At 46.0% G+C, this 18,182-nt stretch carries 18 protein-coding genes, 1 tRNA gene and 1 riboswitch; of the genes, 7 read left to right on the top strand and 12 right to left on the bottom strand.

Features of this window, described 5'->3' with window-relative positions:
- Positions 1–41: 41 nt before the first annotated feature.
- From MKY95_RS11400 to MKY95_RS11390, 3 genes are all read left to right on the top strand, one after another.
- Positions 42–1,805 carry an SNF2-related protein gene (locus MKY95_RS11400; protein ID WP_051447131.1) on the top strand — a complete coding sequence of 588 codons (1,764 nt, stop codon included), beginning with the start codon at positions 42–44 and terminating at the stop codon, positions 1,803–1,805.
- Positions 1,806–1,808: 3 nt separating this feature from the next.
- Positions 1,809–3,008: a YqhG family protein gene (locus MKY95_RS11395; protein WP_339198765.1), complete on the top strand. Its 1,200-nt coding sequence runs from the start codon at positions 1,809–1,811 to the stop codon at positions 3,006–3,008.
- A 210-nt stretch (positions 3,009–3,218) separates the two neighbouring features.
- Positions 3,219–4,169: a hypothetical protein gene (locus tag MKY95_RS11390; protein WP_339198762.1), complete on the top strand. Its 951-nt coding sequence runs from the start codon at positions 3,219–3,221 to the stop codon at positions 4,167–4,169.
- A 120-nt stretch (positions 4,170–4,289) separates the two neighbouring features.
- On the opposite strand, the gene MKY95_RS11385 is transcribed toward MKY95_RS11390, so the two are convergent.
- A complete protein-coding gene (locus MKY95_RS11385; protein ID WP_036609606.1) occupies positions 4,290–4,508 on the bottom strand; it encodes a YqzE family protein in 219 nt (72 codons plus the stop codon).
- A 195-nt stretch (positions 4,509–4,703) separates the two neighbouring features.
- On the opposite strand from MKY95_RS11385, the gene MKY95_RS11380 reads away from it, so the two are divergent.
- Positions 4,704–5,450, top strand: coding sequence for an N-acetylmuramoyl-L-alanine amidase (locus tag MKY95_RS11380; RefSeq protein WP_036609607.1), 747 nt, complete (start codon positions 4,704–4,706; stop codon positions 5,448–5,450).
- Here the strand turns inward: MKY95_RS11380 and MKY95_RS11375 are convergent.
- Entirely contained in the window at positions 5,425–6,264 is an 840-nt protein-coding gene (locus MKY95_RS11375) for a divergent polysaccharide deacetylase family protein (protein WP_101313410.1), read from the bottom strand. The genes MKY95_RS11380 and MKY95_RS11375 overlap by 26 nt on opposite strands.
- A 415-nt stretch (positions 6,265–6,679) precedes the next feature.
- Here MKY95_RS11375 and MKY95_RS11370 point away from each other — a divergent pair, with 415 nt between their 5' ends.
- Complete coding sequence (locus MKY95_RS11370) at positions 6,680–8,365, top strand: carbohydrate-binding protein (protein WP_339198756.1); 1,686 nt, start codon at positions 6,680–6,682, stop codon at positions 8,363–8,365.
- 144 nt (positions 8,366–8,509) lie between these two features.
- On the opposite strand, the gene MKY95_RS11365 is transcribed toward MKY95_RS11370, so the two are convergent.
- Both MKY95_RS11365 and pelA read right to left on the bottom strand, forming a co-directional pair.
- Positions 8,510–8,593 (bottom strand) — tRNA-Leu (locus MKY95_RS11365).
- A 176-nt stretch (positions 8,594–8,769) separates the two neighbouring features.
- Complete coding sequence (gene pelA, locus MKY95_RS11360) at positions 8,770–9,732, bottom strand: pectate lyase (RefSeq protein ID WP_036609609.1); 963 nt, start codon at positions 9,730–9,732, stop codon at positions 8,770–8,772.
- 419 nt (positions 9,733–10,151) lie between these two features.
- Positions 10,152–10,283, top strand: a riboswitch (cyclic di-AMP (ydaO/yuaA leader).
- 5 nt (positions 10,284–10,288) lie between these two features.
- Here pelA and MKY95_RS11355 point away from each other — a divergent pair.
- A complete protein-coding gene (locus MKY95_RS11355) occupies positions 10,289–10,753 on the top strand; it encodes a C40 family peptidase (RefSeq protein ID WP_036609611.1) in 465 nt (154 codons plus the stop codon).
- A 73-nt stretch (positions 10,754–10,826) separates the two neighbouring features.
- Here the strand turns inward: MKY95_RS11355 and MKY95_RS11350 are convergent, their stop codons facing one another.
- The 4 genes from MKY95_RS11350 to MKY95_RS11335 form a co-directional block, all read right to left on the bottom strand.
- Positions 10,827–11,156, bottom strand: coding sequence for a carboxymuconolactone decarboxylase family protein (locus tag MKY95_RS11350; protein ID WP_017689352.1), 330 nt, complete (start codon positions 11,154–11,156; stop codon positions 10,827–10,829).
- Positions 11,157–11,297: 141 nt separating this feature from the next.
- Complete coding sequence (locus MKY95_RS11345; RefSeq protein ID WP_036609613.1) at positions 11,298–11,516, bottom strand: hypothetical protein; 219 nt, start codon at positions 11,514–11,516, stop codon at positions 11,298–11,300.
- 119 nt (positions 11,517–11,635) lie between these two features.
- A complete protein-coding gene (locus tag MKY95_RS11340; protein ID WP_036609615.1) occupies positions 11,636–11,965 on the bottom strand; it encodes a hypothetical protein in 330 nt (109 codons plus the stop codon).
- A gap of 97 nt (positions 11,966–12,062) precedes the next feature.
- Positions 12,063–12,644 carry a xanthine phosphoribosyltransferase gene (locus MKY95_RS11335; RefSeq protein WP_036609617.1) on the bottom strand — a complete coding sequence of 194 codons (582 nt, stop codon included), beginning with the start codon at positions 12,642–12,644 and terminating at the stop codon, positions 12,063–12,065.
- Positions 12,645–12,848: 204 nt separating this feature from the next.
- Between MKY95_RS11335 and MKY95_RS11330 the strand changes: the two genes are divergently transcribed.
- Entirely contained in the window at positions 12,849–13,904 is a 1,056-nt protein-coding gene (locus MKY95_RS11330; RefSeq protein ID WP_036609619.1) for a membrane protein, read from the top strand.
- Between the two features lie 135 nt (positions 13,905–14,039).
- On the opposite strand, the gene MKY95_RS11325 is transcribed toward MKY95_RS11330, so the two are convergent.
- The 4 genes from MKY95_RS11325 to MKY95_RS11310 all read right to left on the bottom strand — a co-directional run bounded on the left by MKY95_RS11325 (position 14,040) and on the right by MKY95_RS11310 (position 17,959).
- Complete coding sequence (locus MKY95_RS11325) at positions 14,040–15,170, bottom strand: glycosyltransferase family 4 protein (protein WP_100529318.1); 1,131 nt, start codon at positions 15,168–15,170, stop codon at positions 14,040–14,042.
- 193 nt (positions 15,171–15,363) lie between these two features.
- Positions 15,364–15,912 (bottom strand): GNAT family N-acetyltransferase, encoded by a 549-nt coding sequence (locus tag MKY95_RS11320; protein WP_100529317.1) that lies wholly within the window; start codon positions 15,910–15,912, stop codon positions 15,364–15,366.
- A gap of 106 nt (positions 15,913–16,018) precedes the next feature.
- Entirely contained in the window at positions 16,019–17,059 is a 1,041-nt protein-coding gene (locus tag MKY95_RS11315) for a hypothetical protein (RefSeq protein ID WP_339198752.1), read from the bottom strand.
- 96 nt (positions 17,060–17,155) lie between these two features.
- Entirely contained in the window at positions 17,156–17,959 is an 804-nt protein-coding gene (locus MKY95_RS11310) for a Cof-type HAD-IIB family hydrolase (protein WP_339199947.1), read from the bottom strand.
- Between the last annotated feature and the right edge of the window lie 223 nt (positions 17,960–18,182).

Here is an 18,182-nt window from a genome sequence, read left to right as displayed (position 1 = left end):
ACGAATAAAACGTCATCACGTATGGCAGGGGAGGAAACACCATGAACCGGAAAAACCCGCACCACATGAATCAACCTGTAGCCGAGCTACCCGTTCCGTTGGAATTTGATCGGACCTGGATTAATCAATTGGAATCACGACTGGATAAAGGAGGTCCTTGGGGGGATTATCGACTCTTCCAACTCGGCATTCAAGCCGAAGAGACCAACCTGATTCCCAATTTTGACGAGATCCAATGTCTCAAGCATCTACAAGGTCTCACTCCACTCCCTCACCAGATGGACACTGCACGCAGAGTATTATTTGAAATGTCAGGCCGGGCCATTCTCGCCGATGAGGTGGGTCTTGGCAAAACCATTGAAGCCGGTCTCATTCTGAAAGAATATATGGTTCGGGGTCTCGTATCCAAGGTACTCATTCTCGTGCCAGCCTCTCTTGTACTGCAATGGGTACGGGAGTTGAATTCAAAATTTGGCATCCCTGCTATTGCCCAGAAAAAGGCCTATTCCTGGCAGAATGAAGTGGTTGTTGCTTCCATGGATACAGCCAAACGTGACCCGCATAAAGATATGCTGCTGAATACCGACTACGACATGATTATTATTGACGAGGCTCATAAACTCAAAAACAAGAAAACAACCAACTATCAATTCATGCTCAAATTGCGCAAAAAGTATTGTCTGCTGCTCACAGCTACACCTGTGCAGAACGATATGAGTGAATTGTTCAATCTGATCAACCTGCTGAAGCCCGGTCAACTGGGTCGTCAGGGTGACTTTGCGGCCAACTTTGTTGTAGACAAACGGGTTCCGAAAAATCAGGAACAGCTTAAGAACGAGTTATCCAAAGTCATGATTCGTAACCGCCGCGGCGAAGGCCCTGTTCAATTTACCAAACGGAATGTCTCCAACGTGAATCTGCAACTATCGCCCGAAGAACAAGCGCTTTATGATGGCGTGACTTCCTTTGTTAAAGACCAGTACCAGGAAGCTGGCGGCAACCTGAGCAGCATGCTCTCCCTTGTTACATTGCAGCGTGAAGTGTGCAGCAGTCGGGATGCTGTATTCGTGACGCTGGTTAATCTGTCGAAGAAACTTCCGCTGGACTCTCCCCTTCGGGACAAGATTTGGGAACTCGTTGCCCATATTAAAGCGATCAAGGAGAATACCAAAGCGGAGAAAACGATGGAACTGGTTCGGAACATGAATGAAAAAGTAATTATCTTCACTGAATACCGGGCCACGCAGGAGTATCTGCTAAACTATTTCCGCAACAATGGGCTTACGGCAGTACCCTATCGGGGTGGCATGAATCGAGGCAAAAAAGACTGGATGATGGATCTCTTCCGCGGGCGTGTGCAGGCCATGATTGCAACCGAAGCAGGTGGTGAGGGCATCAATTTGCAATTTTGCCATCATATGATCAACTTTGATCTGCCTTGGAACCCTATGCGGGTAGAGCAGCGGATCGGTCGGGTACACCGGCTGGGACAGCAAAATGACGTGAACATCTTCAATTTATCCACGACTGGAACCATTGAGGAACATATTCTGAATCTGCTGCATGAGAAGATCAATATGTTTGAGATGGTGATCGGCGGGCTGGATGTCATTCTGGAACGGCTGGAGAAGAAGGAGTCTATTGAGAAAAGTTTGTACAAGATCATGCTGGAATCACAAACTGATGAAGATATTCGCCGAAAAATGGATTCACTTGGACAATCGCTGAACTCTATTCAACGTGAGGTTTCAGATGAAGGGCCTGCCGTATCCGGGTTGTTAGATCTTCGTAAAGGAGGTAGCTAACTCATGACCATGTCTCCCCATGAAGTGCAGGCTTATGTTCTCACCTATCTGGAAGCACTGGATTGTCAGATTATGGAGCGTTCCCCTGCCCATGTTACAGTCAAACTCTCGCCTGAGGCGGACAAAGCGTTGACCAATCGCCCCTATTATTGGGGGTTCGTGGAACGAACCGGAGCACCCGCTGAGACAATGTCCTTTACATTTATATTTGATCCTGACAGTTATCAGCAGGCCATTGAAGCAGCAGAAGCCACAGTTGCGCAAGCATCACCTCCTGCTGTTCCTAACCCTGATGGAACGAATGGCGTAACCAACGGTAGTCCTCAAGGCGATCCACCAAAAGAAACTATTCTAGGCCGTTACTTCGGTATTACGCCATCGCTGCCACAGCTGGGGCCAGGACGAATATTGCGTGAAGAAGTGGTGTATGGCAGTCGCAGACTCCAGCAGATTTTCGGCGCTGCCCGTGAGGGCGGTGCCTTCGTGAACCTGTTCGAACAGGCTGCCAAACGGCAATTGCGGGCTACAGCGCCAGCCGTATATGAGCCTTGGCTTGGTGTCTGTTTCAAGGTGGAATTCGCCTGTGATTTGAAACGGGAGGAATTGCATTTTCTCGGCATTTCCCTTCGCTCGGGTGAAATTATAGAAAAATTCGGCACCAAGCTGAACCGACGAGATCTTAGTCCGAGGCTTGCGGAGAACATGCATGTACAGACAGCTAAAGTTTCGTTATTTGATGCCGGAGCTGCTCTGGAATCTCATTTGACGAACCGCTTGCTGGAACTCGATTATAGCTGGGCAGAGAAAGCCCAAGAGCGGCTTGATCTGGAGCTGGACGTGTTGGACACCTACTATGAGGCGGTACTCCGGGAAGATACGCCTGAGGTAGAATTACCAGGTAACATAACCTCAGACACGGAGAATGAGAATGTCCATTCTGACCGCACGCCACCTGCACCACTGATAAAAGTTGTGGATATAACTAACGCTAAACCCATTGGAGCAGATGTAGAACTGGCGGCAGAGGCCGCAGTACCGATCGACTCCGAGACAGATGCCGAAGAAGAGAAAGCAAAACAGGCGGTAATCGATCGCGAAGCTATGAAACTGCAGTATGAGACACGCCGGACCGAGATGATCTGGCAATATGAACCCAAAGTGAAAGTGACTGCCATTAGCAGCGGCATGTTTCACTTAAGATAGACGAAGACACTACTTTTCCTGCAAATGCTGGCAAAAGTAGTGTTTATTCATGATCAGCCGCCCGACAGGTTGCAGCAACCTTTGCATAGCCTGTCCCCTAGAATGAAACTAGGACCCGCTCAGGTAACGGATAAATGAAAAGTAGGTGTAAATTTGAAACGATTCTTTCATACGTGTTGGAACAACGCTCGGAAAACAACCTGTATAACCTTGGGCTTGCTCAGTTGTCTTGCCCTGTTCTCTTTTTGGTCGATAGCCAATGCAGAGGAACAAAAAACGTCTTCGCTATCCCCCGCATCATCAATTGAGTATAGTCCCAAACATCATGCCATTCAGAATGAAAAGCTAGCTCCCGCTGCTGTGCAACGGTTTGCAGAGCAACAAGCTGTTACACTTGGTACAGCTAACGGCGAAGTGCATTGGAAGAACGCCGACCTGGACTTCTACCCTCTGGGGCCGGGTTTACATAGCTGGCTCGTACAAGCTGAGTTTGAAGGCAAACCGATCGGATATATGATTATTACGGCCACAGAGCAGGGTCAGTTGATGCTTAGTGAATATGGTCATGGAGAACAGTCACCATACAACAATGAACTTCTTGGACAAACCTTGGATCGACAACATGTGAACCTTGAGGTATTACTTGCTGGAGGAGGAGAGCTTCATCTTGGTTATGCTCTTCCCCTGCTGGCTTATTGGAAAGTGGAGCAACCTAATCATCCTGCACTTTATATTGATGCTACCAACGGAGATGTACTACCGTCAGAGTTTCTGAACCTGCTGGAGGCTTATTCCAAACAGACCTCTGTCAGCATAACTGATTTATCCACAACGCCATCTTTATCAGTCGACCCACTTCATCTCCGACCCGTCTTCAATCCGGCTGACAATCTGTTGTGGCTTACCTCCAAACCTGTTGCTGCCGACCGGGCACAAGATGTGATACAACACGGGGAGAATCAAGAGATTGTTTTCTCAGCGGGTGATCGTAACGCCGTATACGGTGGTCCTCTACCCGTTAGCGGTTATCAGCTATGGCATGCAGATCAGGAAGCAGAGTCCATTCTATATGTAGCGCTAGGTGGAAAATCATCCATTCAACGCTTTGTCCCTTTGAGCACATTGCAGCAAGATGGCCATTTTTACCTCGTAAATCCTTGATCATCAGCAAATTCTTAAGACACAGTCAGATAATTTGTAAAACAACAAATAAGACGCCTTCCCATTTTATTAAGGGATTGCGTCTTTTGGTTTACTATTAGTGAAATAGGTAAGCGATAGTCACCCTTTGCCCGAAGAACTTCGTTTATGAGACTGTGTATCGAATTCTTTTTCCTTTTTCCCCACCCACAGGGATACAGCGAAAGGGATCATACCAAACCACTTCATCGCCCACGGCTCTTTCCTTTTGGTGCGACCTTTCCGCTCATCCTTCGGCGTATCGATATAATGCACTACACGTTGCGTAATGTATTTTACCAACTCATCACTTTTGGCCATAACCTCTGCCTCCTTCGCTCCTGCACTTTCACGGAGCTTACGATAGTTCTATTGTGTGCAGGATGTGCAATGGTTAAACATTTTTTTATTGAAAGGAGTATGAAAACCCTCAAAATGCACAGTCTAATGCCAAAGGTATCCATACAGTCTTTAATCTGCATCCGGTACCTATTTCATGAAGGAGTGTGTATTCCCATGTATAAGCTGCTGACCGCTTCGGTGGCCTTGCTCATTAGCTTCCATTGTCTTCCCATCCTGCCCCACCATGTCGCGCATGGAAAAGCAGCCCCGTCCCAGAACAGTCCATCCATGCTGCCAGTGACCGATGGAGATGCTTATCGCTCAAGTCATCATGCCTTTGCAGCACCCGTTATCCTGCTCGACGTAGGCCATGGGGGTATTGACGGTGGTACGTCAGCCCAAGGTGTGCTGGAAAAAGATATCAACCTGGCCATTAGCCAAAAGGTCTATCTCCTGCTTCGCAGCAAAGGTTATGCCGTTATCATCAATCGACTTGGTGATTATGCACTTAGTGATGAGAACCGCTGGCTGAACAGCCGCTCCCGTCATACCAGAGATCTTGCCCAACGTAAAAGCCTTAGCGAAGAAGTAAGTACAGATATCGTGGTCAGCATTCATGCGAACTGGAGTCCCCGATCGACAGCACACGGCCCGGTGGTACTGCACCAGAAAGAAGGCAGGAGTTATTTGCTGGCCCAATCCATTCAGGATGCCATGAACAAGTTGTACGAAACGGAGCACGGGGTTGTATGGGGCAAGCCCTTTTATATATTGAATTACGTGAAGCAACCTGCCGTCATCGTCGAAACCGGATTTTTGAGCAATGCGGCAGATCGAGCCAGAATGAATGACCCCGCTGAGCAAAAACGAATCGCCCAGTCCATTGCCAATGGCATTATTTATTATCTGTCGGTAGTGTAGGAGCAGACTGCCATTGCCACACATCTCGAACCAGATCACCAATCCCTACAAATTGGACCTGATTTTGCAGACGGGAGACGGATTCACGAATTACTGCGGATGTGTTCATCCCCGAATGACCGACATGACCAATGACAACACAGATATCCTTGTCGATCGCACGCTGAGCAGCCAGATCAAGTTGCTTGCGAATGTGTTGCTTGGAGTTTTGATCATCCAAGAAAATGTCATTACCTACAGGTGGCATGTTTTTGGATATGGCCAGTTCCCCCACCACGGAGCGAAAGTTCGTACGACTGTCTACAAAGAAGAGGCCCCGCTCCTTGCATACATCGAGCACAATGGACATGATGCGTTTGTCTGAAGTAATTTTGGAACCCATATGATTGTTCATGCCAATGGCGTGGGGCACATCATCAATCGCTTTCTCCACACGTGAGCGGACTTCTTCATCTGTTAGATTGGATGTGATTGCACCCGGGCCCAGCCATTCAGGTCGTCCTTTCTTGGGTTCCATGGGCATGTGCACAATCACATCCATCCCCTTTTCATGTGCAGCCATCGCATCTTTCTTCGTTGTTGGCAAAAAAGGCATGACCGCTACCGTTAGTTTAACTGGCATCGCCAGGATCTCTGCCGTACCCTTCATGTCATTACCAACATCATCGATGATAATCGCTAACCGTTTGTGATTCGATGTGGACTCTGAAGCTGCCGCTGTAGGCCCTCCTGCCGATATGCCTGCGTAAATCACAATCAAAAATGCCATGATACCTGCAATGAATCGATAAATCTTTCTCTGTACCTTCATCATGATTCCCTCCCCGTAACTTCTGTGATCTCATTGTTTGATAATGAAGGGAGGATTATGTAAGCCAAAGCCTTCCTTAATGATCATATCCCCGCCATTGAAGACCTCTATCTCAAGTGAAGATCTCCATCATTCCAGTTTTCTCCTTAGCATTCAGACAATAACTGTCATTGAACAGTTGGAAAATAGAGATTAATTAGGAAAAATACTGTAATTTGTCAGGTTTTCAGTTTAGGAATTTTTTAGTAGAATCAACAAATGAAAGAGGTTCTATGCTTCATTTCTATCCTATGATTTATGGAAGGAGGTTTTGAAAGGGTTTACATAAAATAAATGCCAGACAATCCGCTATTCTTGTTTGTTATTCCTGGTTGCGGTTTCTCTATGTAACTTACTATTATCGAGGAGGATGAAAGTAGTGAAATTCAAACTAAAAAAGACGATTAATGTTCTTTTGGCCTGTTTAACAGCCCTGCCTTTGATGTTAACCCCGACAAATGTGTCAGCAGCCAGCGATGCCAACATTAATTTGTCCTCGGAAAAACAGCTAATCAAGGGCTTTGGGGGCATTAACCTTCCTGCCTGGATTGGTGATCTGACTCCCGCTCAACGTGAAACTGCTTTTGGTAATGATCAGAATCAGTTAGGTTTCTCAATTCTCAGAATCTACGTTGATCCAGATTCCAATAACTGGTATCGTGAAGTTGCCACAGCCAAACGGGCTATCGAAAAGGGTGCTATTGTATTTGCATCCCCATGGAATCCTCCAAGCAGCATGGTTGAAACATTTAACCGCAATGGGGACACAAATGCCAAACGTCTGAAATACGACAAATATACCGCATATGCGCAACATCTGAACGACTTTGTAACCTACATGAAAAATAACGGCGTAGATCTATATGCCATTTCTGTGCAAAACGAACCGGATTATGCTCATGACTGGACTTGGTGGACTCCACAAGAGATCCTTCGATTCATGAAAGAAAATGCCGGGTCAATTCAAGGTACCAAAGTCATGGCGCCTGAATCCTTCCAGTACTTAAAGAACATATCCGACCCAATCCTGAATGATCCGCAGGCACTTGCCAACATGGACATTCTGGGAGCACATACGTATGGAACCCAGATTTCGAATTTTGCCTACCCTCTCTTTAAGCAAAAAGGAGCCGGTAAAGAACTGTGGATGACTGAGGTGTATGTTCCAAACAGTGACAACAACTCAGCAGACCGCTGGCCTGAAGCATTAGACGTTTCCTATCACATGCACAATGCCATGGTAGAAGGTGATTTCCAAGCCTACGTGTGGTGGTACATCCGCAGACAGTATGGTCCGATGAAAGAGGACGGTACCATAAGCAAACGCGGGTATAATATGGCTCATTTCTCTAAATTCGTGCGTCCAGGCTTCCTAAGAGTCGATGCAACGAAAAATCCGGATACAAACACATTTGTCTCAGCCTATAAAGGTGATAACAAAGTAGTCGTCGTGGCAATTAACCGTGGAACTTCAGCCACAAGCCAAAAATTCGTTCTGCAGAATGGTAATGCCTCTACTGTGTCCTCATGGATTACGGACAGCAGTCGAAATCTGGCAAGCGGAACCTCGCTTAACGTATCCAATGGAGCCTTCACGGCACAGCTCCCGCCTCAGAGCGTAACAACGTTTGTTGCCAACGTTACTGGCGGAAATAGCGGCGGGAATACAGGCAATGGCACTACGTATGAAGCCGAGACCGGAACGTCACTTACGGAAGCTGCCATTGAAACAATCTACACCGGTTACACTGGGTCCGGGTATGTTAACTTCAATGCGATGACTGGTTCGGCCATTCAATGGAACGGCATTAATAACACGACAACAGGTACCAAAAACGTAAAGTTTCGTTATGCGCTGGAAAGCGGCACTCGGAACCTCGACATTTTTGTGAACGGAACCAAAGTCATCAGCAACGAGCCCTTTCCGGCTACGGGAAGCTGGTCCACTTGGGTTGAAAAAACAATACAGGTCCCCATGAACACGGGGACCAATACATTGAAAGTGGTTACCACCGGATCGGAAGGACCGAATATTGACAGCGTTAATGTTACCGCAGCACAATAAACGTTCCGTATGGCTGATGGAAGACATTTGCTGTACGTGCAGCTAAGCACTAACCTCTTGGATACTAAATCTAGTGTTAGTGTTATATCAAAAAAATGCAAAAAAGACTCCTTAAGCATTAGCTTAAGGAGTCTTTTTATTAGATGCGGTCGAGAGGACTCGAACCTCCACGGGGGTTAGCCCACACGGACCTGAACCGTGCGCGTCTGCCAATTCCGCCACGACCGCATATTGTATCTCCGTCATCAATATCGGCGACAAGAAATAATATATCATGCGTAATCTATCATGTCAACACTGAAAATAATAACAATAAAGCCCGAATCAGACGTCCATGTCGATTCGGGCCTTACCTTTAACTGTTGCTAATAGTTTGGTTCATTAATACGGAAGCATACTACAAATTACAGCTTGGAAGGCCAGTTGCCATACCATGCATAACCGCCTCTTCTTTCTTTATCAATATCACTTAATTTGTATTTAACTACCCCGTCACGACCAATAAAGATTGGTTTATCCGTTCCGATCTCATAGAAGCGTGCCCAAATTGGTGCAGCTTTGGAATCAGCGATAATTTTACTATCTCCATTAGCTCTTTCATACTTGTAACCCGTAATTTTCACTTTGTTAAACCAAGCCTCCGCTCCTTTAATGGATGCGGTAATTTTAGCGTTAGCAGGTCTGGTTTTCAGAAATTTAACAATCGTTACACTCTCTCCAGCTGTCAGCGATGGCACTTCGTAGATTCTTGCGCTCGCTGGTTTAAGAGAGCTGGAATCATGTTGTTGTCCCCATGCTGTCAGCTTACCACCTGAAACGACCTGTGTATTCAGAATCGCCTCCACACCTTTGGCAACTGAATTTTTACTGCGGTTAGCAAGTGTACTGTCGATAAATGAGAAATCACCTTTGCGTGCCGCTACTTCATCCAGCATGATCATTACATTAATCATGGCATCATCATTGTAAGTGATGTGCTTGTGGTATCCGGAGCTTTGGTAAACTTGTGGCCACCCGCCGTTTGAATACTGCATGTTGATCAAAAAGTTAATTCCTTTGATTGCAGCTGTGGAGTAACGCGGATCATTCGTCTTTTTAAATTCCTTCGCCAATCTTCTAATTTCTGAGTATGTAGCCTTGTTGTCTATCGTGGACTTTGCCCACTCTCCACTTGTCTGTTTATAATCTTTTCTCCAACCTCCATCCGGCAGCTGGTTCTTCAAAATATCAGAAATACTCGCTGTAGTACCCGACGCATCTGCAGCAGATACCGTCCCTACAGGGAGAACTGCCATTCCAACTGCTGAGAACACCATCGTACATGCCAGGACAAAAGTAATTATTTTCTTCGCTTTCAAATGTAACACTCTCCTATGTTCGTTTTTATAAATCTTCCACTTCTACTTTACCTATGATACGCGTCTCTAAACCTCCTTTATTTGTATTTATCGCATAATAAAATCAATTTTAATCCAATATGTGGATTGGATAATCAGATAATATGCAAAAAATCGATTTTTGTCAATATATGCAACTTAATGAATATAATCTCTCTAATTCTACATAACGGAATAGTTCTTTTAACTCATGACAAACCTATCTATTTATCCAAATTCGTCTTACACGAATCAATAATGACGTTTTTGTCATGAATGATACCCAAACTCGATCCCTTTTTTCATATAAAAACCTTAATTCCGCTAACATTGAGGTATTAAGAAAGGGTTTAAATGGGTTTGACAATTACGCATTTATGCAATATAGTTTCAAATAGTTACAAAAACTTAATTATTCATTGCCGAGTTTCATGTTTGAAAACGGGGGAACCAATTTGGGTGAATTATTCTTATACATAGGAAATATAGGGAACCTTCTACCGAACCCTTAGCTAACTCCGTAGACATCGAAGGGAGAACATTGATTTTGAAAAAACTGATTATCTCCATTTTTGGAGCAGCTGTATTATTTACATCCGGGGCAACAAGCACAGAGGCAAGCAGTATCAACTCCGTAGTGAACAACATGACAGGTATTCCTTACAAATGGGGTGGCACAACTGTAGCCGGCTTCGACTGTTCTGGTTTTATGAGATATCTTTTCAACAAATACAGCATTGAATTACCACGTACTTCGCAGCAGCAAGCCAAAGCAGGTACTCCCGTATCCAAGAGCAATGTTCGGACAGGTGATCTGGTGTTCTTTAATACAACAGGCAAAGGCATTTCACATACAGGTGTATATATCGGCGGCGGACAATTCGCTCATGCCTCCAGCAGTAAAGGTGTAAGCATCACGAAGTTATCGAATCCATACTTCAATGATCGTTATGTAACAGCACGTCGGGTAACTGGACAGTTTATGTATGATAAAATGTTAGGTAAAATGTGATTCACATACAAAAAGGCATCGGTTATTAACCGGATGCCTTTTTTGCACTTAAAAATGTATGTTGCATTGCTTACTAATGCAGAGCCTTCTGCACTCGCATCGCACCCTGAGACAGGGCATGTCCTCCACCAACAGCTCCAGCCACGGCTACGGTCTCCATAATCTCCTGATCTGTTGCGCCCTTAGCACGGGCTTCTTCTACATGGTAGAAGGTACATACCTCATTGTTGGCGAATAATCCAATGCCAAGCGCAATTAGCTGTTTTGTCTTCGCATCAATCACACCAGGTTGGAAACATTCTCCGGTAAACTCATGATACGACTTCACCACACCTGGCAGCACATCGCTTAATGCTCCAATCTGATCCTTGTAGGCATGAACTTTATCATTCATCAATGTCATGGCTTGTAGCACACCCTCTCGGCTATAGTTACAGATCTTCCTCACTGTACCTATCTTCTCTCCCGAGTGAGCCAATTATGCCAAGAAATCATGGTAATTCCAAACATTTAAAGCTCATGGCCCTGCCATAATTATCAGCTGTTACTCACTAAGTGGACTCTGGCGCGGCTCGCTGAACAGCTGATAGCTGTAACCTCGGTCCAGCTTAACGACACGTCGATTCTGACGACGGATAAGTACCTGCTCGCCATCCCAGGCAACCACAATGCCCTTCACGTCGTTCGATTCCAGCTCGTCCCGTACGACTCTAACTTTCTCACCTGACAGACGCAGGGCGTCCAATTCTGTATCACTAATCATCTTCATGGCTCCTATATTTCAAATTTATTTACAAAAAGAGACCTAAATGAAAAGTCATTTAGGTCTCACGTGACTGTATTGGACTGTCATGTCATTCGAAATTATGTCCCGACTGAAAGTTACCGCTGCGCGTGCTCTTTGCTGTCGTTCTTCTCGAACCAAAAATCAAGCACTTTGGCGGACATCACACGTTCTTCAAGGTACTCCACTTGATGCGGTGTAAATTGTTCTTTCCAAGAGAAGGACAACTCTTCGCACAAGCCTACAATCGTCAGTAATTCTGACCAGGCAACATAGCGTTTGTACCAGAAAAATTGAGGATGTTCAATCATATAGGGATAAAGGTCATCGAATTCCGTATGTTTACAATCCAGGGCACGTTCAAAATGAACTTTCGATTCCGCCAGCTTATCATTAAAAAATTGTTCTGTTGCCGGTTGGTTCCCCATGGTGTTGCCTCCTCTCCCTAACATAACCCCATTATAAATGAAATCGGCGGTCATGCAAAGGCATAGTTCAAAAAATAGGCCCTATTCCTTTAAAATGTCACATTTCGTTATCGTCAAATTGTACCGTACCATCATTCAGGGAACGAATGCGTACCAAGGCTTCCACCGGAATACCCTGTTCACGAATCGTGCGTGCCCCCGCCTGAAAACTTTTCTCGACCACAACGCCGAATCCGACGAGTTCCGCACCGGAACGCTCGATAATTTTGATGACGCCACGAGCGGCATCTCCATTGGCAATAATATCATCAATGAACAAAATGCGGTCATTCTCATGAATGAACTCGCGGGATACCATAATGTCAGTTACAATTCCTTTGGTAAAGGACGGTACACGTTCACAGTAAGCATCAGGATCAGCCAGAAGTGTTTTTTTGCGACGGGCGAATACAAGTGGCACCCCCAGTTCATAGGCTGCGGCAAACGCAACCGGAATCCCTGAGGATTCTACCGTGATTACCCGAGTTACTCCACTTTCACGAAAACGGGCAGCGAACTCACGTCCCATCTCCATCGTTAATGCAGGATCAATTTGGTGGTTCAACAGACCATCCAGCTTTAATACTTGATCCGAGATAACCACACCTTCTTGTAAAATTCGTTGTTTCAATAATTCCATGATTTGACCTCCCAAGCCTATCCTATGAGGTAAAAGTATCATATATCTATCTATAAGTTCAAGCGAAATTGCCTTGACGCTGTCCTTGGGACGCATTTCAAGCCAAAGCTCATTATCGATTGTCATGACTTTCGTGGGTCAAGCATACCTTGTACCATGGTACCCGCATGTCCAAACTATACAGGGGCCTGAGAGGGGAAACACATGAAACAGGCATTTCGGGTGCTGCAGATCGCATTTACATACATTGGAACGGTTGTTGGAGCCGGCTTCGCTACAGGGCAGGAAATTTTGCAGTTTTTTACCCAGTATGGCAAATGGGCCACCATCACCATAGGCTTATCCACCATGCTCTTTGTCTGGTTAGGTACCAAAATGATGCTGATCGCTCACGATACCGGGTCCCGCTCTTATGAGGATCTGAACAAACATTTATTCGGCCATAAGGCGGGCAAATGGATCACCTGGGTGACCCTTCTCATTCTCATTGGCGTGAACAGTGTCATGCTTGCCGGAGCAGGCTCCGTTTTTGTCGAACATCTGGGTTTGCATTATCAGACAGGTCTGATCGTCACACTTGTAGGGACATATCTGCTTCTCGGTCGGGGCATTCAAGCCATCCTACAAATGAATAGCATCGTTGTGCCCATGATGCTCCTGTTATCTCTGCTCATGATCACAAGTACCATCCATCATCCAGGTGCTTCCCGATTCATCACACTGACGACAGACTCAAACCCTATTCAAGTGTGGCTGTCTCCACTGTTGTATACTTCATTCAATCTGGTGTTGGCTCAAGCTGTTCTTGTGCCTGTAGGTAACCAGATTCGTAGCCGGAATGTGCTGAAGTGGGGTGGAGTATTGGGTGGAATTGGCGTTGGTTTCATGCTGATGGCAGCTCATTTTGCCATGTCAGCTCAGATGCCCGGCATCATCCAATTCGAAATCCCGATGGGCAGCATTGCCTTTCAACTTGGATGGGCAGTGCAATCTGTATATGTATCCCTTATTTTCATGGAAATATTCACTACCTTTGTAGCCGATATCTATGGAATGACCTTGCAACTGAGACAACATATACGTGTCCATCCCCGTTTCATTACATTAACCATTATGCTATTGTGTTACTCACTCAGCCAGTTTGGATTCAGTTCCCTGCTGTCCATCCTTTACCCCATCTTTGGAACAATGGCATTAATCTGGGCTGCCAAATTGGTACTGAACCGCTGGGGCACCTTTCGTAAACGCAACAATATATAAATCTCACGGTCCATGTATTTCATGAATATGAGCATCCGTTTGCCTTCTAACCACAATTCACCGCGGGTACTCTTTCCTTAAACATGACAAAAGGCCGCTGTTTATCACAGCGGCTCGCACTTTTTGCTCTACGTTTTAGGCTTGGCTAGGAAACTGTAGATACATCTTTTTCAGCTCATTGACTGATCTGCCGAGCGAGTAATGTGTCTTGGCTTTTTCACACGCTGAACGGGCAAGTTCATAACGATAAGCCGGGTCCAGCATCACCTTTTCAAGCGCTTCAGCCAATGCAGAAGGATCTTCTGCCGGTACAAGCAACCCATTGCTACCGTTCTCGATCTGTTCCGGTATACCACCTACATCCGTACCCACAAGGGCAAGACAACTCAGCGCCGCTTCAGCGAAGACGGAACCAAATGCTTCTGCCCGTGAAGGAAGTACAAAAATATCAAAGAATGGCATGAATTCCTCAGGGTGCAGCGTGTAACCATAGAAAATGGTCTCATTATAGATCCCCAATCGTTGCGCCAATTCTTCCAGATCAGGACGAATCGGTCCATCTCCAATAATATGTAACACATAATCATGACCTCGACCCTTCAGTTCCGCACAAGCTTTGAAAAGAATATCCAACCCTTTTGCCGGAACAAGCCGACATACCGTGACCAGCTGTGGTATCGCATTATCATGAGGGATCGGCTTAAAGCGCTTCTCATCAAATCCATTGGGAATCACACCGATGACATCAGGTTCCTTCACGTAGGGAGCCAGATAACGGCGGAACGAATCCGACACCGTCAAAAGGCGCTCTGCCTGGTGTTCCAGCTCACCATATATCGCAAGCAGGAATCGATGCTCCGGTCCATCCGTTTCAATGCGTCCATTAAGGATTAATTCTCGTTCATAACTGGAGTGTATCGTCTGAATGAGGGGTGTATCCGGGAAAACCGTTCTCATCGCAAGTCCTGCAATTGGGTGGTGGGCATGGATCAGATCATAGGGCTTCTGAATACGCAGTTTGGTCCACCAAAGATAATCACGATAAGTTTGAATATATTTTTGGACAACAGGACTATCCTGATATTCCGTCCAGTCAAACGTTTCGAACTGAACTTCCTCTCTGCCCTTGTTGCGAATTCGCTTTGGCAACGAGAACAGATCCATTTCCCACCTCGGGGTTGTAAATCTCTCTTGCATATACGGAATCATAGAGGATACACCTCCGGGCTGCTCCGGAGGAAAGAAAAGCGCCTGCAGCAATTTCACCGTTAGTTTCCCCCTTTCTAACTTACGTACTAATCTACTATCCATTATGACATAGGGAAGCCGGAACATCTATATTACGATAACTCGTATATACAACATATTCATGAAACGTTCCCCTCAGAAGCAAAAGCTCTAATTCAGCAGCCCATCGCTTGCGGTTGTCGTCAACATATTCATAGGATAGTCAGAATTCTCAGCTCAGTGGCTCCACGGGCTTCTCATATGTACTGTAACCATCGGTCTCTCCCAAAAAAGTATACCCGTTCCGCGCGTAAAAGGCGTTCAACGTAGCATTGCTCGCTCCGCAATCTAACCGAAGATTATGTTTGCCTTCAAAATGTATCCCGCTGCTGGACCATTGCAAAATGGAACGTCCTAAACCGCTCTGAGCATATTTTCTTCGAATCGCTAACCGATGCAGATAAATTGCGCCATCCTCGGCATGAGCTTTTGAACCCCAAAGATGAATATCCCAAGGACTTGGCTGAACCAAAAGGATGACCATCCCCGCTACGTCCGCCCCTTTTTTGAATACAAACACATCCCCACGGCGAATCGCCCCTGCCGTATCATGTGAATCTTCACCTTTAAGCAAAGCGTTCCATTGGGAAGAACCTTGGCTCTGTAACCATTCGGCTGTCTCCACCAGCAGCGACATCACATCCTCCGTATCTTCCAGCTTCGCCTGAACCGCTTGAAAACCATCGTTAATATATTCGCTACTGATCCTGAATGAGTGCATCATTGTTCTCCTCCGCTTCCTGATCTCTTTTAAACTAATGGTACTATACCGGGAAATGGATTTTTCGTCAAAACGAGAACAAAAAAAGGTAAAAGGCGGTTGCCCTTTACCCATCTATTCTGGCTTCATCAATAATCTGATTTCGATACAACATCGTCAGGTGCAAGGTGTCAAACTCCATTTCCTTGTCCAACTCCTGCATCAACACTTCGACCAGGCTCTTTCGCTGAATGCTGGTACCAGGAACCTCGTATTCAATGTATCCCGTCAGATCGGAATGAGAAGTGTCTATAGTTGCTGTTCCCACAGGCAATCCACCTCGCTCCTGAAGAAACAACTCATATACCCGGAACTCCCGATCCTTACGCTTCAGCATGACATAACATGTTTCTTCAGCAGCTTCCAACTCATCCAGATCCGATTCATCGGTATCCTCAAATTCCTCGGAGAAATCGCGATGTACCCACTCTAGCGTCTCGAGTTCGTTGCCCTGATGCCACATGCGGATTGTAATCGTATCGATGATATCTTCATCCAGCTCTCTGACCAGTAACTCTGCCGCAGCTTCCAATTGATTCTCTTCCGGCTCGTCATACCAGTGTATTTCACCTTGTACATCAGCGCCATATTGTTTTAAGGAAGCTTCTGCAAGTTCCTGCCCTTCGACATCATTGAAAATATAAGTCGATATGCTGCGTCCTGCGCTTACCATTTCCATCTCCAGAACCTGATCCCGATCTTCATATGTAAACGATTCGGCTTGTGAAACAGGGATTACCTTACTTCCACTGCTACCTATATCGTCATAGCTGCCTTCGTCATGATTCATCTCTTCAGACGTCCACACTGTCTCTGACTCAGGCATATGCAGAACCGTATGTAATGAGCCACAACTAACCAGCACTTCATAATACGCAGCTTCCAACGCATCTGCAAGAGATCGGACATAGGCATATACTTTTTCCACAATAAATTCCTCTGTATCATCTGGCAGAGACTCCTGCTCGATCTGAAGACTACCAGATAAACGATCTCCTTCTCTGTACACAAGGAAAAGTGAGCCTGCATATTGACCATTGACCATCACGTCCTGTACTTCTCCACCTGATGTCCGCAGGTCTGCAACCAATTCCACATCATATTTCATCACGTGTCCTCCTCCATTCCTAACGTTATTCTCTTAGGATGCCCCGAGGACGGTAGATTATGAGGAAAGTGTGCATTTTAAGTATAGGATGTAGGGTTAGACGGATAACACATATTTTTGGATTGCGTGTGCCACACCCTGCTCGTTATTGGAGAGTGTAACCTCGTCCGCAGCAGCTTTCACCTCATCCGGTGAGTTATCCATGGCAATGCCTTTTCCCGCAAAAGTCAGCATCGTAATATCATTGAAGTAGTTACCAATCGCCATAATCTCCGAAGGCATGATTCCTTTCGATTCGGCAAGCCTTTTAAGTGCAGCGCCTTTGGACGCTTCGGGATGCATCAGATCAATAAAAAAGTCACCACTCCGTGTCATATAATAAGGCAGATTCCAAGTAGACCATTCCTGAAGTACTGCATCCATCTGTTCAATCGGACCAAATGCAGTGAACTTCGCCAGCGGTTCTGTCATGTCAACCCACTTGGGTAACTTCAGTGGCTCGGCCATAAAGTTGTAATACATCTCACGCACCTGCAACCCCAAACCTTCCGGTTGATCCACATACAGACCAAATGCCGTATTGATATCAAAATGCACGCCATTAGTCCGACAGTAATCGATGATCGGTTCCAGTCCTTGTCCATCTAATGCAAAATGATGAACCACTTCACGTGTATCCACCTGTGCCGTTACGGCACCATTATGTGTAATCACATATCCATCCAGTCCCATCTGCTCCATAAAAGGAATTGTGTTCGCAGGACCTCTGCCTGAACACAGAACGATCTCTGCTCCCTGACGGGAAGCACGAATCAAGGTCTCCTGAGTCCATTCCGTAAGTTCATGATGATCAGTCAGCAGTGTTCCATCTACATCAAGCGCAATTAATTTATAGGTCATTTCAGCTTCATCCTCATCTGTTAGTAGTCGCACCCACCCAAACCCTCCCTTCCGAGGGAGGGCCCCAGAGGGCTCTGCCCTCTGGACTCCCGTCTTGCTCACCGGTGTTAGGTCGGGTCTTGCTATGTCACGGTTGTTGTAGGAACGCTTGTTGCCGGGCACACCGCTGGTCAGCGGCGGTCCCGCCCAAGCTTAACCGGGACCATTACGGGCAGGGCTTCGC

The organism is Paenibacillus sp. FSL P4-0176, assembly GCF_037975265.1.
Taxonomy (GTDB): domain Bacteria; phylum Bacillota; class Bacilli; order Paenibacillales; family Paenibacillaceae; genus Paenibacillus; species Paenibacillus amylolyticus.
This window is presented reverse-complemented; position numbering and strand designations above follow the sequence as displayed.

Bases quoted from the DNA above. Each gene is read 5' to 3' on its own strand.
- MKY95_RS11310 (WP_339199947.1), bottom strand. From the start codon at position 17,959: ATGACCTATAAATTAATTGCGCTTGATGTAGATGGAACACTGCTGACT.
- MKY95_RS11395 (WP_339198765.1), top strand. From the start codon at position 1,809: ATGACCATGTCTCCCCATGAAGTGCAGGCTTATGTTCTCACCTATCTG.
- MKY95_RS11315 (WP_339198752.1), bottom strand. From the start codon at position 17,059: ATGAAATATGATGTGGAATTGGTTGCAGACCTGCGGACATCAGGTGGA.
- MKY95_RS11350 (WP_017689352.1), bottom strand. From the start codon at position 11,156: ATGACATTGATGAATGATAAAGTTCATGCCTACAAGGATCAGATTGGA.
- MKY95_RS11400 (WP_051447131.1), top strand. From the start codon at position 42: ATGAACCGGAAAAACCCGCACCACATGAATCAACCTGTAGCCGAGCTA.
- MKY95_RS11380 (WP_036609607.1), top strand. From the start codon at position 4,704: ATGTATAAGCTGCTGACCGCTTCGGTGGCCTTGCTCATTAGCTTCCAT.
- MKY95_RS11320 (WP_100529317.1), bottom strand. From the start codon at position 15,912: ATGCACTCATTCAGGATCAGTAGCGAATATATTAACGATGGTTTTCAA.
- MKY95_RS11340 (WP_036609615.1), bottom strand. From the start codon at position 11,965: ATGGGGAACCAACCGGCAACAGAACAATTTTTTAATGATAAGCTGGCG.
- MKY95_RS11330 (WP_036609619.1), top strand. From the start codon at position 12,849: ATGAAACAGGCATTTCGGGTGCTGCAGATCGCATTTACATACATTGGA.
- MKY95_RS11335 (WP_036609617.1), bottom strand. From the start codon at position 12,644: ATGGAATTATTGAAACAACGAATTTTACAAGAAGGTGTGGTTATCTCG.
- MKY95_RS11345 (WP_036609613.1), bottom strand. From the start codon at position 11,516: ATGATTAGTGATACAGAATTGGACGCCCTGCGTCTGTCAGGTGAGAAA.
- MKY95_RS11385 (WP_036609606.1), bottom strand. From the start codon at position 4,508: ATGGCCAAAAGTGATGAGTTGGTAAAATACATTACGCAACGTGTAGTG.
- MKY95_RS11375 (WP_101313410.1), bottom strand. From the start codon at position 6,264: ATGATGAAGGTACAGAGAAAGATTTATCGATTCATTGCAGGTATCATG.